We start from the raw sequence: 16,838 nt of genomic DNA, 5'->3' as shown, positions 1-16,838 counted from the left end.
TTATTTCGTTTTCTGAGCCTTTTTCTTGGCTTTTCGTTTTCTATTTTCCAAATCTTTTTTAGCTTGTACTTCCGCCTCACGCGCTGCAATAATCTTAAAAGGATTATTTAAGAAGTAGGTTTGCAAAACTTGATAAGCATTGGATACTGCCCAGTACAAGGCTACGCCACTAGGTGAAGAGATGGCAAAGATAAAGATCAGTACAGGCATCCCGTACATCATCCCTGTCATAGCTCCACTTCTTTCAGGTAAAGCCTTATTCGATAACCAACTACTTAAGAAGGTAAAGACTGCCGCCAAAATCGGAAGGATAAAGCTTGTGTCTACTCCCCCAAGGTTCACCCACAAAAAATACCCTGTTTTCAAAAAGTCTACTCGAGTCAAGGCTTGGAAGAGAGCCAAGAGAACCGGCATTTGAATCAAAATCGGCCAGAGAGAAGAGGAGTGTTTGACCCCTAATTCTTTATAGACCTTCCGCATCTCCTGATCCAGCTTGGTTCTACTTTCCATATCACGACCTGGATATTGTTCTTGCAGAGCCTTGATGCGTGGTTGAGCCTCTTGCATTTTTCTAGAGGCCACCATCTGAGTCTGAAAGACTGGCAATAGAATCGTACGAATCAGGATCGTAAAGAGGATAATCCCCACTCCGATACTAATGTCAAAGGACAAGAAGCGGATGATTTCAGCAAAAAAATAGACAAATTTACTCCATATATCTGTAGAATCTGCTGCAACATCGCTTGTCCCACAGGCTGTCATGACAAATAAGGACAAGCCCAGCAAACTAGTCAACTGTAGTTTCTTTTTCACTCCTAATTCCTTCCCGATAAATCTTTGATAACTTTAATACGTGGAGTAGATTTTTCTCCATTTCTGCATAATCCAAGCCTTCAACCCCTTTTCGAGCAATCACGACAAAATCAACGTTATCAGCTAACTGCTCCCTTACACTTAGCAAAATGTGTCGAATCCGTCTTTTAATTTGATTTCTAGTGACTGCATTCCCTAATTTCTTACTGACGGACAGCCCTACTCGAAAATGACTTTTCTGATTCTCCAATTGGTAGACAACAAATTTTCGATTAGCAAAACTTGTTCCATCCGTGAAAATAGCCTTAAAATCTTTCTCTTTTTTTACACGAAAGCTTTTCTTCAAAACTCCACTCCATCTATTAAATTACTACTATTATACCATATTTTTCGAAAAAGCCAATAATGACAAGGTTTTAGACTGTTTCAACAATAAAAAGTTGGGAAATTTTATCTCCCAACTCCTTTTTTATTGTATCTTATCTTGATAATTTATTCAGATCATCTTATTTTTTCAAGCGTTCAACGTCACGAGCGATGACCAATTCTTCATCAGTCGGGATGACTAAGACACGAACTTTAGCCGCATCAGTTGAAATATCTCCTGTAGCGCCAAAGACATTCTTTTCAGGATCCACATCACAGCCAAACCAAGAAATGCCTTCAATAACCATCTGACGAATCGTTACAGAATTTTCTCCAATTCCAGCTGTAAAGATAATGGCATCTGCACCGTTCAAAACTGCCAAATACTGACCAATGTATTTTTGGATACGATCCACAAAAATCTCATTTGCCAGCTGCGCTTTCTCGTCACCTGTACGCATAGCTTCGTGAATATCACGCATATCGCTTGATCTCTCAGAAACACCCAAAAGTCCTGACTCACGATTGAGAATTCGACTGATATCCTCTGGTGTATTAAAGTCATCTGTATGTTGCATTAAATAGGGGATGATAGCTGGATCAATATCACCTGTACGAGTCCCCATCATGATACCACCAAGTGGAGTGAATCCCATTGATGTATCAACAGACTGACCTCCTTTGACAGCTGTAATAGAACCACCATTTCCAATATGACAAGTAATCAATTTCAACTCTTCTAGTGGTCGACCCAAAATTTTTGCTGCTTCTCCCGCCACAAACTGATGACTTGTCCCATGGGCACCATACTTACGAACCTTATTTTCAGTATAGTATTTGTTTGGAAGAGGGTAGCGATAGGCTTTCTCTGGCATGGTTGTATGGAATGATGTATCAAAAACAACAACGCTGGTAATATCTGGAAGCAATTCCTTGAAGGCACGAATTCCTGCCGCGTTGGCTGGATTGTGAAGAGGAGCCAAAAGTCCCAACTCTTCAACCTTTTCCAAAACATCTCCCTCTACCAAGGTTGACTCTTTGAAATATTCACCACCAGCCACAACACGGTGCCCAACACCAGTTATTTCATCATAACCTTTGATGATGTCAAAACGAATCAGATCATCTAATAAAATTTTAACAGCTTGTGTGTGATCGTCAATATCAAGAATTTGTTGTTCAGAACGGCCGTCGAATTTTACAGTTGAGATAGAGTCTTTCAAGCCAATACGTTCAATCAAGCCTTTCGCCAATACTATTTCTTCTGGCATTTGGTAAAGTTGCCATTTCAAACTCGAGCTTCCTGCATTGATTGCAATTGTTTTAGTCATAAGATGATACCCCTTTTAAGCGTTTTCAACTATTATAACAAATTCTTGCTTAATTTTCAGTACCTTTGCTCCATTTTTGAAAATTTTCTTTGAATTTCATTAGTGCAGCTGGATCTTGCAGACTGGTCAAAGGATAGACAAATGGTTGCAGTTCCTGTTCAGTTTTTTTCTGTAAAACAAAAATACTTTTAGCTTGGCTTGCGGTTGAGAAAATATCCTCTGGCAGAGTAATGATGGCAGCAAGACTCACTTCGTCTTTGAGCCAACCTTTTAACAAATCACTTTGGGAGCTGGTCAACAAATCACTCGGAGCTAGAAAAATAGCATAGCCATCTGACTTGAGATACTTGAGGCCTTGCTCCATGAGCAAATGGTGGGCATAGGTGTGTTCTTGATTAGAAGCCACTTGATAGCGTGAAGCGATTGCATCGTCTGGGTAATAGCCGACAGGCAAGTCGCTGATGACCACGTCGCTTTCTTTAAGCATTTGCGGACGAACGGCGTCTCCTTGGACAAAACCAGCCTGCAAACCAATCACATCTGCCATACTAGCCGCCAAATCAATCAGCAAGTCATCCACTTCAATTCCCAAATAATCCACTTTTTTAGCAAGAGAAGTCAAGAAGGTAGCGCCCAGAATCCCCATGCCAGAACCTATTTCGAGGATGCTAATTTCCTCTTTATGAAGCAACTCTTCCACAATAAGTACCAAGAGGAGGGCAATGGCATCCGGCGTAAACTGGTGATTGGCCTGCAAAGGCTCAGTTTGGCCTGCCTTCATCAAGAGAAACTGGTAGGTCTTGAGCCACTCTTCCTTGCGAAGCGCTAAGCGTTTAAGGGCTTGATTGTTCTCTTTGACCTGTTCTAGCTCAGTCTCGCCATCCAGGTAGATGCTGTTTTGCTCTACCAAGGCATCATAAAAGTTGGTCACCAAATCACTTTGGATGACTTGGACATTCTCTAATAAATACGTATAAGCTTGTTCAATTTTTTCAAAATCCATGTTCCTATTTTATCAAATTTCCCCTATTTTTTCCATCTGAAGAAAAAAATCACTGCTTTAGTCAGCGAGTGATTTTTGGGCTACAGTTAAAAAGAGCTCTGCGTAGTTTCCTAGGAAAAGACCTTCAGCACTATAAAGAATCTGACTGCCAATGCTCGAAAAACCAAACTGGGCGAGCTTGTTTTCCAGTTCAGTCAGCTCAAAGCCGTGGTGGTTGGTATCTGTCTTGACAAAATCGGTAATGAGAACTTGTCCATTCTCCCTAAGGTGATGGTAGAACATGGCAAGAGTCGCATCTAGATCAGGCATATGATGAAGAACTCGACTGACTACAATCAGGTCAAATTGTTGCTCCAAGGGATTTGCCAGTAAATCTTGCTCCAAAAACTGGATATTCTTGATGTCTTGTTGCTCTGCTTTCAAACGGGCTTGCTCCAGCATTTTCTCCGAAATGTCCACAAGGGTAACCGACCTGGCCTGCTTGGCTAGAGGCAAGGCTAATAGGCCTGTCCCACCACCGAAATCCAGTATTTCCTTGTCTGATAGAAGAGCAATCTGTTTTTCAACTGCTTGACAAACCAAGTTTGCAAGAAAGATGTTTTTGGGCGAATCAAAAGTTTCTGCTTTGTGATTAAAATCATGTTTCATGCTTTTAGTTTAGCACAAAGAAGTTGAATTGACTAAGATTTGTCTTTCTTTTCAGGCTTTTCTTCTGATTTTTTCTTCCCTGCTTGATTGCTTGAATCAGTCGCTACCTCTTCCTTTTTAGCTGTTTTCTTTTCTTGATTTTTCATCGGAGGAAAGAGAAATTCATAGTTGCTCTTACTCATACGAACACTTGTTGCAAAACCTGTTTTCGTATTTTGATAAGTGACTTTTCCTAGGTTAAAGACTCGTTCCCCATTTTCTTGCTCAGCCTTATCTTTACTTCGCTTGGTCATGGCAAAAGCGACCAACTTTTCTTTATTTAAGGCAAAGTCTTTGTGATGGGCGACTTGCCGGTTCAAATAAAACTGCAACAAAAGGCTAAAAATGGCTGCCATGGTGACTGCATATAGGAGAACGCCTGCCTTAACTTTTTGATTTTTCCACACGATAGATGAACTCCCTTTCTAAGCCTTTTTGAAATTGAAAACGAAAGCGAACCAGTTGATTTTCCTCTGTGATTTGTGCTGATTTCAATCCATAAACCATAGGTTGGTAGCCTCGTCCACTGGCATCGGTTTTTCGAAAATCGTCCGATTTGAACCTACCTATAGAGATATCCTTACCATCCTGTTTCATGTAGATGCGATTGCCTTCCACCTTTTCAAACTGCGAACGCTCTAACTCTGCCTCCAGTTGATCCACAAACAAGAGCCACTCCTTTTGCTCTCTTTGCTGCTGGTAACGAATTTCTGAAATGAGGAGCTGACTCATAGCTTGAAAGAGGAGCAAGCCTCCGCTAATGACGATAAGGGCAATCAGAGATTCTAGAAGAGTGAACGCCTTAACCTTACTGCTCTTTAAGGTCGAGCAACTTCTCTGAACCATGGTAGACCTCCACTCCTTTTTCACTAGCAAACACCTGGATCTCCACTCCATTTACCTTCACTTGATTTTGACCTGTTTGCAGAGCCATCTTAGCTACATGCAAGACTTCTTCCTTTTGCAAGATTTCTGCCTCTTCTTGTCTATTTTTCTGAATTTGTCTCAAAAGAAGGGTCGCAATACTTGCAAACACAGCCAAAGCTACTACTGCTTCTAGTAAGATTACTGCCTTAATTTTTTGTTTCCTTAGTGCGTTTAATTTTTCCATTTCCTAGATATAATTGATAGCGAATCGCTCCTTTGTTAGTCTGAAATTCAACCTTAGCCAGAGACGAATTGCCCCCAGCTCGGTCAAAATGAATCGTTTGTCCAGATGGTGCCTGAATTCCTTTAGGAACGGTCAACTTTTGACTGCCATTGCTAATTGTCTGTCCGTCTAAGTTCAGACTGGTCTTTTGCTGACTCGCAACACTGCGTTTTTGGGTTTCGCGATAGAGTTCTTCAAACTCCATAAAGAAAATCTGCTCCTCTACCGCCGCAAAAGTGGACTGGACAGAACCAGACAAGCCCAAGGCAATGATACTCACAAGTCCCAAAACCAAGAGACTTTCCAGCATGGTAAAGGCCTTAATCCGCAACAGTTTGACTTGTTTTTTGTTTTGCATGGTATTCTTTATAAGCCTTGGCTTGCTCTGCTGTGATGCGACCATCCGCCTGTAATTTGCTGAGGCTGGCATCATCATTTTTATCTAAACGATAGAGTTCTGCCTGGCTTTCCACAACCTTGACAACAGCAGCTTTTCCTTTATCATCTACGGCATCCTTTTGCTTGGTCAAATTGGGCACAAAGAGCAAGAGAAGAACGCTGATGATTAAAAGGACGACTAGCATTTCTACCAAAGTGAAAGCTTTAACCTTGGCTTTTTTTAAATTTGTCATGAGTTTTTTCATTTTAAAAATTTACCTCCATATTTTGATACATGGGCATAAGCATTGCCGCATAAAGTAAAATGATAATCAGGGCCACAAAGATAAAAACCAGTGGCTGTACTAAGTTCATGGTGCGGTTGACTCGGGTAAAAAAGGCTTCCCAAGTTTTTTCTGCATAGATTTCCAACTCACTCCCCAGCTTGGACTTGACTTCTCCATACTCGATGATGAGACTCAACTCCTTTTTAAAGAAAGGATAGGTCGCTATGGTTTGAGAAAATTCCCGGCCATTTTGCAGGGCTTGAGCCAGATCTTGACCGATTTCTTTAAAGAGCTGGGAACCCTGTCCCTGCATGATCTGAAAAATCTGCGTCAGCTCCATCCCCTGTGAAATCATATTGCCCCATTCACGCGCGTAATAGGCTGTCAGATAGATCTGGACAAAGATTCCAAGAAAGGGAATCCGTGCCAACATCGAGAAGACCCGCATCTTGGAACTTCTTTTGTAGAAAGTGAGAGTTAAAAGTAAAGATAGTGAGCAAACTAACACTAGTCCCAGAAATATTTGTGGCAGATTGCCGATGATTTGGGTAGCGATATTGCTACTGTCCAGTTGAGGTAGCAAATAGTTTCTCAATCCCAGCATGATTAGCAGGAGAAATGCCAGCAAAATCAAAGGATAGGTCGCCACTTCGATTAACTTTTTCTTGACCTTGGCCAAATTATCCAGATATTCTTCTATCTTTCCCAAACTCAGATGAAGATTCCCATGCACTTCAGCTAGGGATAACTGGGTCACAATAGCACTTGAAAAACCCAAGCTGTCCATCATTTCTGAGAAGGATTTTCCTTGAGACAAGCCTTGGTGCATCTGGGCCACATAGTCCTTTTCCAGCAAGGCACTTCTCCCCAAGAAAGAAATAATTTCCACCAAATGAAAGCCACTGGAAAAAAGGTTGTTAAACAGGGTGATGATTTTCTTCTGCTTAGCGGTAGCTAATTTTTTCCGTTTCAGCCTGAAGACTTGTGATATGTCCATCTTTAAGAAGCTGGTCAATCTGCGCATTCCAGCTGGTTGGCTGATGTTCTTGATAGTCTTGGTTTGCAAAGTCAACAATTCCTCCTCCCCCGATTAATCTCTGGTAACAGACGCCTTGCAGAACGACTGCTAGTTCCTCCTCCGTCACACCCAACTCCAGAAGGCGTTCATAAACACCTCGGATACTCTTGGCATGAATGGTTGAAAAAACTGTCGCACCTGTCAAACTGGCTCTGACAACCGCACGCGCCGTCTCACTGTCCCGAATTTCACCGATAATCAAGAGGTCCGGACGATGACGGAGAGACAGTTTAATCAGATTTTCATAGGTCAGTCCAATCGTCTCATTCAACTGCAACTGCAACATCTCTTCCTGCTTGATCTCGACAGGGTCTTCGATGGACATTACTTGCTGTCCCTTAAACAGAGACTTGGCTAATTCGTGCATCAGCGTCGTCTTGCCACTTCCGACTGGACCTGCAAATAGATAGAGACCCCTTTGTCTGTATTGCTTGCCCAGTTCTCCAATATCCTGAAACCAGAAATGCAGGTCCTGCTCCTCATCGTGCAACAAACGAATAACCAAACTCTCATGCCCCCGATAATCTCCCACGGTAGACAAACGCAGTGAAGAAACCTTTTCGTCATACTGATAATCACAAGAACCCAGCTGACTGCGACGCTTTTCTCCTACATTCATCCCAGCCACAAACTTGAAATGACTAATCACAGCAGCAAATTTTTCGAAATCATAACAACCGATTTTACATCTTTCGTCTCCCACTCTCATATGGAGTTCATACGCATCTAATTTAGGAACAAAATAAATGTCTTGTGCACCTTTCTTCCTAGCCGAACGAATGATCTCTTGTGCGATTTCTTGAACCATACTTACCTCCTCACCTATACTATTCGAAAAAATTGGAAAAAATAAAAAGCAACTTAAAAAGTTACTTTTTTATCTCCATTTCATGCGGCAAGAACGGTGTTTTTCTTGACCTGTTTGTTTTTCGTAGCCTGGACGTAGCTTTTCATCGGGGATGACTTGCTCATCCTGTAAAAGTGCCAAAGAATGGTACTGCTGCAAATACTCATCGCACTCATCACACCAGCGTTGGTCAGCAGGATCCCAAAAAATAGTCATCAAATCACTCCGACTCTTATAAAGAGGATTCTTCTTTTCCAGCTCAAACCAGCATAATTTATAATATTTTAGAGCATCATAGTACTTGTTAAAAGAGCGACTCATAATGACATCTTTTTCCCAACCTTCTATGAACCACCACGGTTCATAGTCTCCATACATTTCTATAACACGATACATTTTCACTACTTCCTTTGTACCGTATATTATAACGAATTTTCTAGAACAATGAAAGGATTTTGCTTCATTATAGAACAATCCTCTAGCTTTCTGAAGATACCTCTAAATAGAAAAGCAAAGGCTGAGTCATCACAGCCTCTGCTTTTTACTATGCTTGATAACGTTTCACACCATCTAGGTAGGTTGCTACCAATTCCAAATCTTTATCTAGTACGATAAAGTCAGCGTCATAACCTTCACGGATTTGACCACAGACATCATCGATGTGAACGGATTTTGCTGGGTTGAGGCTGGCCATCATGACTGCTTCATGCGGATTCGCAATGCCCCATTCGACCACATTCTTCAAACCATCTTTGAGTTTGAGGATAGAACCTGCCAAATTGCCTGTAGATTTGAGGCGAGCAGTTCCATTTGCAACGACTACCGGGAATTCTCCCAACATGTAGTCGCCGTCTTCCAATCCACCTGCTGTCATACAGTCTGTGATAAGAGCAATATTTTCAGTTCCTTTTTGTTTGAGCAAAATATCACAGGCCTTTGGATCTACGTGGTGACCGTCACAAATCAATTCTGCGTAAGTATGTGGCAATTCATACATGGCTCCCACCATACCGAGCTCACGGTGAGTCAACCCACGCATTCCATTGTAAGCATGTACCCAAACACTCGCTCCAGCATCGACTGCTTTTTTAGCTTCATCAAATGTCGCATTTGAGTGTCCAAGAGCAACGGTCACACCTTCGCCCGTAATCGTACGAACAAAGTCTTCTACACCTTCACGTTCTGGTGCAAGGGCAATTTTATTGAGCAAGCCTTTGGCTGCTTTTTGCCAAGCACGAAACTCATCCATACGAGGGTCCTTCATATAGGCAGGGTTTTGAGCCCCCTTGTATTTCTCTGTGAAATATGGCCCTTCAAAATAGATCCCACGAATCTTGGCTCCACTTGCTTCCTGATAACGAGCACCGATATTTTCAGTTACCGCAAGCAACTGCTCGTAAGAGGAAGTCAACGTCGTTGGCAAGAAGCTAGTAACACCCGTGCTAAGCAATCCTTCACTCATAGTATGAAGGGTTCCTTCGATGTTATTATCCATGACATCGACACCACCAAATCCATGAATATGGGTATCCACAAGTCCTGGGGCAATGCTATAACCTGTATAGTCAATCACCTCAGCTCCTTCAGGAATCTGTTCTACATGTTTGCCAAACTTGCCATCCACAAGTTCCAAGTAACCGCCACGACGAACTCCGTGTGGGTAGAAAAACTGATCCGCTTTAATATAGTTAGGCATAATGATAACCTCCTTGATAGATTGATTCTAGAATTTATTATGTCAATTACATTATAAACCTTTCTTTTTCATTTGTAAATGGTATAGACCTATTTTTCGTGGATATTTTAAAAGAGCTGGATTTCTCCAACTCTTTGATCTTATTTTGATTTCACAGGCAATTCTTGAGCAGCCTTAACAGCAACTGCAATCGTCTCTGTGTAAAGTTTAGCACCTTCTTCAATCATGTTGCTATCAGTTCCAAAGTGGACTTGGTCGGTTCCAGCCCAGATTTCAGGGTGTTCCTTAGCAACCTTATTCCAGTCTGCGATGCTCACGTAAGGAGTCTTTTCTGCTAATTCTCTCGCATAAGTCGCATACTGCTCAACTGATTTGTAAGTCTCCTTGCTCTTGTCACCTTCATAAGGAGTTACAAGAATCAGATGGTGGCCTTTGGGAAGATTTTTAACTATCGTATCTAAGTCATCTTTATAATTCTCTGGTCCGTTTACACCCGTTGCAATGACAACTGTTTTTAGAAGTACCTTGTTCTGGCTGTTATTGAGCATGATGTCATTGGCTTGCTTGGTTGTCCGACTAACTTGAGCGTTGATATTTGCTTCAGGAAGGGCCTCTTGTAAGGCTGTATTAGCACGCAAGGCTACCGAATCTCCAATCAGACTCGTTCCCTCAGAAATTCCAAGTCGGCTAGCCTCTGCTTGCTCAGCAAGAGTCTTTGTTTGTCCTATATTGGTCTGGGCTTGTTTAAAACCATTCACCATCAAGTCTGTTTCAAAAGCTCCAACTTGAGGAGCCACAGCTATGATAATCAAGGTAATCAAGGTAAGAATGCCAGCACCAGCAGCACTAATTGGTTTAATATGAGGTAATCGACTAATCTTCCGTATTAAAGGATTGGATTTACCGGCAATCAGTGGCTCAATAATATAGAAGGATAGGATAGCAAAGAAATAAGAAAAGATGATTGTTAGAATAACAGCAGGCAGATTACTCATCAGCTGAGAAAAGATAATATAAAAAGGCCAGTGGAAAAGATAAACCGCGTAGCTGGTATCCGCTAAAAATGTAATGATCCGAGGTTCTTGTATCTCAGGCGTTTTCTCATGCAAGACACGCGCAGCAAAAATCATGGTCACTGCCGCTAAACTTGCCAGTACGAAACCAAATAAATAAGCGAATAAGTAGGTGAACTTGACAAAGAAAGTCAGGAGCAACAATACCAAGAGACCTGCAGCGAACACCAGTAGATTCTGGCGAAGATCCCACGTCCGATCAAACTGCTTGACTAAATCGCTCGTCTGACGAACACCCACAACCGTCGCCAAAATGCTTCCTAAAAAGAAGGGATAGACATGGGTTAAACTTGAAAAGTAGACAGATGAATAGGAACTAGCCATTAGACTACCAATAAACATGGAGAAAAAGCTAATGATGAAAGCTCCCGCAGAAAGGAGAAAGACCATCCCTCTCAATTGGCTGCTAGATTTTGAGCGTTTGGATAAGAACCAAACCGCTAAGCCCCAAAGGATATAGTAGTGAACCTCAACAGCTAGACTCCAGTTGTGAACAAAGAGATGCGGAATGAACTGGGATTCGTAACTTCCCCCTGTTAACATCTCATAGAAGTTGGTCATAAAACCAAGAACTCCAGCTATCTGGCCACCAATTCCAGCAACATAGTCTTGACGAATCAAGAAAGTAAAAGGCATGGTCACCAAAACCATCAGCACCACAGGTGGCACGATGCGGTAAAACCGTCTCTTAAAAAAGCCCAGCAAATCAATCTGGCTTTTCTTTCCAAACTCTTCTAAAAGGAGGGAGGTAATCAAGAATCCCGAAAATGTGAAAAAGACATCTACCCCGAAAAATCCTCCAGGAAAGATGGTCTGAAAGAAGTGGTACAGAAGCACCAGAAGTAAACCTGTAATCCTAATCAAGGAAAACCATTTAATACGCATACGAGTCTATTCTCCCTTTCGTTATACACTTTATTCTATCAAAAAAAGAAGAAAAATCCTACGAGAAAACGTAGGATTTTGGCATTCTAATTTTACACTTTAAAAATTGCGTCCTGACTTGTTGTAGCCATATTTTTCCACAAAATACTCACGGAATTCCAAGAGATTGTCATCCATGATGGCTTGACGGACCTGCTTCATCAGGTTGAGCAAGAAGTAGAGATTGTGGTAGCTAGTCAAGCGGATACCGAAGGTTTCGTCAGCCTTGAGCAGGTGGCGAAGGTAAGCGCGTGTATAGTTCTTACATGTATAGCAATCACACTCAGGATCCAGTGGCGTAAAATCCTCAGCAAACTGAGCATTCTTGACAACCAAACGACCTTGGCTGGTCATACAAGTTCCGTTACGAGCAATACGAGTCGGTAAGACACAGTCAAACATATCCACACCACGAATAACTCCATCAATCAAGCTATCTGGCGCTCCCACACCCATCAAATAGCGAGGTTTGTTTTCAGGAAGAAGTTGGGTTGTGAAGTCCAAGACAGCATTCATCTCTTCGTGCGTTTCTCCCACTGCCAAACCACCGATAGAGTAACCTGGGAAATCCATGCTGACAAGGTCGTGAGCTGACTGACGGCGAAGGTCTTCAAATCCTGCCCCCTGTACAATCCCAAACAAACCTTGATCCTGTGGGCGACGGTGAGCCTTCAAACCACGCTCCGCCCAACGGCTAGTACGCTCGATTGATTTCTTAACGTAATCGTAAGGTTGGTAAAACTGAGGACATTCATCAAAAGACATCATGATGTCTGAGCCCAGATTGTTCTGAATAGAAATAGCCTTTTCTGGCGATAGGAACATCTTGGAACCATTGAGATGGTTTTTAAAGGTTACCCCTTCTTCGGTGATATTTCGGCTATCTGCTAGGGAATAAACCTGAAAACCACCACTATCTGTCAAAATAGGCTGGTCCCAGTTCATGAACTTGTGGAGACCGCCTGCGCGTGCGATGAGTTCATCTCCTGGACGAAGCCACAGATGATAGGTATTAGAGAGGATAATCCCTGATCCCATCTCCTTCAATTCTTCAGGCGACTGGGTTTTAACAGTAGCTTGGGTCCCAACTGGCATAAACATAGGTGTAGGGAAGGTGCCATGCGGGGTGATGATTTCTCCTAGACGAGCTCCCGTGTGTTTTTCTTTCTTAATCAAACGGTATTTGATTGGTGAATCTGACATTTTCTACCTCCGAAGCTGGGAAAGACAGTCCCAGTTCATACTTTGTGCCCAAAGGCATACTGTATGATTTTATCAAAAAAACTAGGAACTGTCACGAACTATGGTATAATGAAAGAATGAAATACCAAAAAATTGATTTAAAAACCATTCGTCTGCAGACTAGGCAGTTTCAGGCTGAAAACCCCCGCCTCTTTCTCGTCTATCTCTTACCTAGCATACTGGTCATCTTATCAGGCTTTCTCAACCCCTTGGCTCGTCTCCAAGAAAGTGTTTTAGAGCAATCCTTTTTCAGCATGCTGGCGCAAGTGCTCCAAGCCTATCTCTTCCCACTAGTGGTTTCTTTTATGAGCACGATTTTTCTAGTAGGTGCTGCCTTTGCAACACTCCGACTCCTCAAGGAGCCTGATACGAAACTCTCAGTAAAATCAAGCCTGACCCTCTTTGCTGAAGAGCGCTTCTCGCAAACCTTCCTGACCCTGCTCCTCAAACGTTTCTACCTCTTTTTATGGAGCATTCCAAACTTAGTAGGCGTTTATTTTCTCTTTTATAGCAATCTCTTGGCTCGGAGATTTGTCGCCCTACATCCTGAATTTCCAAAATTAGACCTCTCATCCGTTGAAACAGAGCAGTTCCTTCTGACCTTTGGGCTCTACTTTTTCGCGAGTCTCATCTTGATGATTGTAGGGAACATCCTCTACGTTCCGCAACATTACGCCTACTCGCAGGTAGAATTCCTCCTCTGCGACACTCTGGATTTAGGACAGGCTAAACCAAGGCAAATCCTGAAAACCAGCCGTTTCTTGATGAAGGGTTACAAATTCCAGCGCTTTGTCCTCGACCTACAACTACTCCCTTGGTACTTCCTCAACTGGATTACTTTTGGAATTGCTAGTTTTTCAATCCTTCCCTATATCCAAAACAATCACATCTTCTTTTACAGAGCCCTACTAGCCCGTAAACGTCGAAATGGATAAGAGCATACAAAAACCAGCATCTTTCAGGACGCTGGTTTTCTTATTTCAAAAGCAACATACTCAGCAGAGTCAAAATAGCAGGCCCACCTTGCTTCAGAATAATCTTCTTGTCTGCTGTCAGAGAACCGTAGGTCGCTGCACCAAGCACAAATAAAACAAAGATGCTCACAATTTCCAAACTTTGTGAGAAATAAATCCCGTACAAGAGAAAGGCCCCTATCAAAGCATTATAAATCCCTTGATTTTTAAACAGTGAACTCACCGAAAGACGAGCCAGTTCTTCCTTATCCACATTAAAGACGCGACTAGTAGTGTCTGATTGCGTAGCCACACTTTCCAAATAAAAAATGTAAAAATGCTCCAAGGCAACGATAGTTGCTAAAATAATTGTAAAAATAGACATATTCTTCTCCTTAAATTTCTATCTCTTCTAAGCCAGATATCAACTTTTCTAACAAGCGACTGAACTCTTCTCGCTCTCCTTTTGTAAGTACACTCTCCATCTGACTCTTTACGTTTATATGGTGTTGGGGAGAGTTGGTTATTAGTTGTTCTCTCGCAAAGTCTGTCACTTCCACCAAAACCTCCCTCTGGTTTTCAGGATTCCGACGTCGATTAACCAAACCTTCCTTTTCCAAAATTTTAAAGTGCCTTGTCAAGGCAGCCTGATCAATCTTCAATCTATCCTGAACTGCTATTTGATTACACGGAGACTGATCGATTAAGAAACATAAGATTTGATAACGAGTGAGACTAATCCCCAATTGGCGTTCGAATAATTGTGTCATAGACTGATCTACTAATCGTAACTGATACAGTAAATCATGGATTGCTACCATAAACCGTTCTCCTTTAACATTGATTTATCAATAATTGACTTATCAAGTATAATGCAATCCAAAAAATAAATCAAGTAATATGCTTATATTCTCTTGAAATATTACTCACTTCCTCATATTTATCCCTTTTACCCTGAAGGAATGACACACAAAAAAGAAGCGGGAACTCAATCAGTTCCCAACTTCCATTTTAATGATTAATTCATTGATACGTGAATGTGGTCATAGTGGTTTTCGGTTACGCTACCACGATCCGGCATTGGATTCCACGTGTAGGCTGGTCCATATTTACTATCATATGGAGCGTAGAAACGTTGTTTCCAGATGATGTAGTTGATACCACGGCTAGCCATATTTTGGACTGCATATTCTGCAATTTGATCCCCGAGTGCTGAACTCACTGGAACCATGAAGTCGATGGCCAAACCTTTACCATGGTCGCCACTGTCTCCAGGACGGTAACCACTAAAGGATGTGATGCCAAACAAGTTGGCGATTTCTTCCTTAAAGGCTGCCGTTTGTGGTTGAAGACCAGCATTCTCAGACTTAGCTACAGCAAGTCCTGCATAGTCAGGAGCCGCTGGAGCCGAATACGTTCTTGAAGGAGTTTGGCTTTGCTCTGCTTGATAAGTTGAAGTTGCAGTGTCAGAAGTTGCTTTTGATGTTGCTGTTTCTTCTGCTGCACTTGTTCCTGTTGTATCAGCAGGTGTTTCAGTTGCTGGCGCGGCTGCTGCTGGAGTTGTTGCTGCCGTTTCTTCGGCAACTGGAGTCGCCACTTGTGGAGCTTCTTCTTCAACTGGGCGAGTTATTGCTGCTACTGGTGCTTCCGCTGAAGTCGTTTCAGCTGTTTCTTCAGCTACAGGTGTTTCTGTAGATGGTGTCTCTTCAGCAACTGTCGCTGTCTCAGAAACTTCTGAACTTGGCGCTACTTCTGCTGGTTTTTCAGTCTCTGTTGCAGTTGGAGCTTCCTCAATTGGTTGAGAAAGGTCTTCTACTTGAACTGTTTGTTCATCGACTGTTACTTGGTTGGTCGTCAAATCAGCTGTCGCAGTCGTCACCTCTTCACTAGCGTCTGCTTGAGGTGTTTGGATTTCAACTTCCGTCACCTCTTCTGCCTCATTGACAGTTGTAGTGAGGACAGTATCTGGGAAGATCAAGTCCATATTGGTGATTTTGTTCAAATTAGCAAGAACGGTCACATCTACTCCCAAAGCTTCTGCAATCGTGCTCAAGGTATCACCATACTGAACTGTATAGCTGTTTTTGTTCTCGTTTTTCGTCACGTCATTTTGGATTTGCTCAACAGTACGTGCTGTCCATGCAATTTCTTCCGCTTGAGTTGCCAATGCTGGCGCAAAAGACAAGGCTACTGTTGAGGCTAAAATAATTCTTTTCTTCATTCGTTCATATTCCTTTCAAATGAGTACCTGTCTATCATAACACAAAAAAAGCTGAAAAAAAGCCCTCTCGGGCCTATTTAATAGAACTGTCTATTCCTTGTAACAAACTCGATTACTTGAAATAGTTTGTTAGCTTTCTGTCACGCGACTGACACAATTTTTTTATTGCTCAGCACCAAAAATGCGGGGAATATCTGCCAGTGCTTGAATCCTGTGATTCCCTTCATAAGAAGACTCTAAAAAGTTGATGCTTTGAAGACCACTATTCTGGGCAAATTCCACATCTAAAGTCCGGTCCCCTATATAATAGGTAGCCCTAGGATCCAACTCATACTTGTCTAGCAGATAGTTAGTCGCTTCTGGACTGGGCTTGCGTGCAAAACCACTCTGACTGGTTAGAATCTCTGTGAAATAGGACTCCAACCCCAAGTCTCTTAGGATAGTAAAAGCATTGTCCCCCTTATGAGTATAGACAAACTGCTGAATTCCTACCTCATCTACCCAAGCTAGCACTTCACGCGCGCCTGGCATCAAAACTACCTGAGCATTCTTCTCAGACAGGCTCTGGGCACGCACCTGATTGAGCACTTCCGCATCCAGATCTCTCTCTTCTGCCACCTGCTCCAGCAAATCCTGCACAGAATACTTGAGGATAAAGTCTCTCACTTTCTCCTTATCATAAGGAATAGCAAACTGACCAAAAGTCTCCTCAATCCCTGATAAAATCGCTTCGTAAGAGTCCAATAAAGTCCCGTCTAAATCCCAAATAAAAGCTGTTTTTTGCATTTC

The 16,838-nt window shown here is 42.3% G+C and carries 21 protein-coding genes; 1 reads left to right on the top strand and 20 read right to left on the bottom strand.

Annotation, left to right across the window (positions count from 1 at the left end):
• The 16 genes from MK403_RS08380 to tgt all read right to left on the bottom strand — a co-directional run bounded on the left by MK403_RS08380 (nt 1) and on the right by tgt (nt 12,836).
• On the bottom strand, nt 1–813 hold the full coding sequence (locus MK403_RS08380) for a YidC/Oxa1 family membrane protein insertase (protein ID WP_268709583.1): 813 nt from the start codon (nt 811–813) through the stop codon (nt 1–3).
• The gene (rnpA, locus tag MK403_RS08375) at nt 788–1,159 is read right to left on the bottom strand and encodes a ribonuclease P protein component (protein WP_061419459.1); all 372 of its coding nucleotides are present in this window, start codon (nt 1,157–1,159) and stop codon (nt 788–790) included. The genes MK403_RS08380 and rnpA overlap by 26 nt, the downstream gene beginning before the upstream one ends.
• A gap of 160 nt (nt 1,160–1,319) precedes the next feature.
• Nucleotides 1,320–2,510 (bottom strand): acetate kinase, encoded by a 1,191-nt coding sequence (locus MK403_RS08370; protein WP_268709582.1) that lies wholly within the window; start codon nt 2,508–2,510, stop codon nt 1,320–1,322.
• Nucleotides 2,511–2,559: 49 nt separating this feature from the next.
• Nucleotides 2,560–3,513, bottom strand: a complete 954-nt coding sequence (locus MK403_RS08365) for a class I SAM-dependent methyltransferase (protein WP_268709581.1) — start codon at nt 3,511–3,513, stop codon at nt 2,560–2,562.
• Between the two features lie 57 nt (nt 3,514–3,570).
• The gene (locus MK403_RS08360) at nt 3,571–4,161 is read right to left on the bottom strand and encodes a class I SAM-dependent methyltransferase (RefSeq protein WP_268709580.1); all 591 of its coding nucleotides are present in this window, start codon (nt 4,159–4,161) and stop codon (nt 3,571–3,573) included.
• 32 nt (nt 4,162–4,193) lie between these two features.
• On the bottom strand, nt 4,194–4,607 hold the full coding sequence (gene comGG / locus MK403_RS08355; protein WP_268709579.1) for a competence type IV pilus minor pilin ComGG: 414 nt from the start codon (nt 4,605–4,607) through the stop codon (nt 4,194–4,196).
• Nucleotides 4,585–5,046 carry a competence type IV pilus minor pilin ComGF gene (gene comGF, locus MK403_RS08350; RefSeq protein WP_268709578.1) on the bottom strand — a complete coding sequence of 154 codons (462 nt, stop codon included), beginning with the start codon at nt 5,044–5,046 and terminating at the stop codon, nt 4,585–4,587. Before comGF ends, comGG begins: the two co-directional genes overlap by 23 nt.
• Nucleotides 5,009–5,311, bottom strand: coding sequence for a competence type IV pilus minor pilin ComGE (comGE, locus tag MK403_RS08345; protein ID WP_268709577.1), 303 nt, complete (start codon nt 5,309–5,311; stop codon nt 5,009–5,011). Before comGE ends, comGF begins: the two co-directional genes overlap by 38 nt.
• Nucleotides 5,274–5,708 (bottom strand): competence type IV pilus minor pilin ComGD, encoded by a 435-nt coding sequence (comGD, locus tag MK403_RS08340; protein WP_268709576.1) that lies wholly within the window; start codon nt 5,706–5,708, stop codon nt 5,274–5,276. Before comGD ends, comGE begins: the two co-directional genes overlap by 38 nt.
• Nucleotides 5,671–5,994, bottom strand: a complete 324-nt coding sequence (gene comGC / locus MK403_RS08335) for a competence type IV pilus major pilin ComGC (RefSeq protein WP_000735799.1) — start codon at nt 5,992–5,994, stop codon at nt 5,671–5,673. The genes comGD and comGC overlap by 38 nt, the downstream gene beginning before the upstream one ends.
• A gap of 1 nt (nt 5,995) precedes the next feature.
• Complete coding sequence (comGB, locus tag MK403_RS08330) at nt 5,996–7,012, bottom strand: competence type IV pilus assembly protein ComGB (RefSeq protein ID WP_268709591.1); 1,017 nt, start codon at nt 7,010–7,012, stop codon at nt 5,996–5,998.
• Nucleotides 6,960–7,901, bottom strand: coding sequence for a competence type IV pilus ATPase ComGA (gene comGA, locus MK403_RS08325; RefSeq protein WP_268709575.1), 942 nt, complete (start codon nt 7,899–7,901; stop codon nt 6,960–6,962). Before comGA ends, comGB begins: the two co-directional genes overlap by 53 nt.
• 69 nt (nt 7,902–7,970) lie before the next feature.
• Nucleotides 7,971–8,336, bottom strand: a complete 366-nt coding sequence (locus MK403_RS08320) for a DUF1033 family protein (protein WP_125849376.1) — start codon at nt 8,334–8,336, stop codon at nt 7,971–7,973.
• Nucleotides 8,337–8,484: 148 nt separating this feature from the next.
• A complete protein-coding gene (gene nagA / locus MK403_RS08315; RefSeq protein WP_268709574.1) occupies nt 8,485–9,636 on the bottom strand; it encodes an N-acetylglucosamine-6-phosphate deacetylase in 1,152 nt (383 codons plus the stop codon).
• 140 nt (nt 9,637–9,776) lie between these two features.
• Nucleotides 9,777–11,594, bottom strand: a complete 1,818-nt coding sequence (locus tag MK403_RS08310) for an acyltransferase family protein (protein ID WP_268709573.1) — start codon at nt 11,592–11,594, stop codon at nt 9,777–9,779.
• A gap of 99 nt (nt 11,595–11,693) precedes the next feature.
• On the bottom strand, nt 11,694–12,836 hold the full coding sequence (gene tgt, locus MK403_RS08305; RefSeq protein ID WP_001285249.1) for a tRNA guanosine(34) transglycosylase Tgt: 1,143 nt from the start codon (nt 12,834–12,836) through the stop codon (nt 11,694–11,696).
• Between the two features lie 116 nt (nt 12,837–12,952).
• Between tgt and MK403_RS08300 the strand changes: the two genes are divergently transcribed.
• The gene (locus MK403_RS08300) at nt 12,953–13,810 is read left to right on the top strand and encodes a DUF975 family protein (RefSeq protein ID WP_223327331.1); all 858 of its coding nucleotides are present in this window, start codon (nt 12,953–12,955) and stop codon (nt 13,808–13,810) included.
• Between the two features lie 40 nt (nt 13,811–13,850).
• Here the strand turns inward: MK403_RS08300 and MK403_RS08295 are convergent, their stop codons facing one another.
• From MK403_RS08295 to MK403_RS08280, 4 genes are all read right to left on the bottom strand, one after another.
• The gene (locus tag MK403_RS08295; protein ID WP_084945417.1) at nt 13,851–14,213 is read right to left on the bottom strand and encodes a DUF1304 domain-containing protein; all 363 of its coding nucleotides are present in this window, start codon (nt 14,211–14,213) and stop codon (nt 13,851–13,853) included.
• Between the two features lie 10 nt (nt 14,214–14,223).
• Nucleotides 14,224–14,649, bottom strand: coding sequence for a MarR family winged helix-turn-helix transcriptional regulator (locus tag MK403_RS08290; RefSeq protein ID WP_061419412.1), 426 nt, complete (start codon nt 14,647–14,649; stop codon nt 14,224–14,226).
• A gap of 197 nt (nt 14,650–14,846) precedes the next feature.
• A complete protein-coding gene (locus MK403_RS08285; RefSeq protein ID WP_223327330.1) occupies nt 14,847–16,049 on the bottom strand; it encodes a LysM peptidoglycan-binding domain-containing protein in 1,203 nt (400 codons plus the stop codon).
• 162 nt (nt 16,050–16,211) lie between these two features.
• Entirely contained in the window at nt 16,212–16,835 is a 624-nt protein-coding gene (locus tag MK403_RS08280; RefSeq protein ID WP_268709572.1) for an HAD family hydrolase, read from the bottom strand.
• Nucleotides 16,836–16,838 lie beyond the last annotated feature (3 nt).

It is taken from the genome of Streptococcus oralis, from assembly GCF_026782285.1.
GTDB classification, from domain to species: Bacteria; Bacillota; Bacilli; order Lactobacillales; family Streptococcaceae; genus Streptococcus; species Streptococcus oralis_CG.
This window is presented reverse-complemented; position numbering and strand designations above follow the sequence as displayed.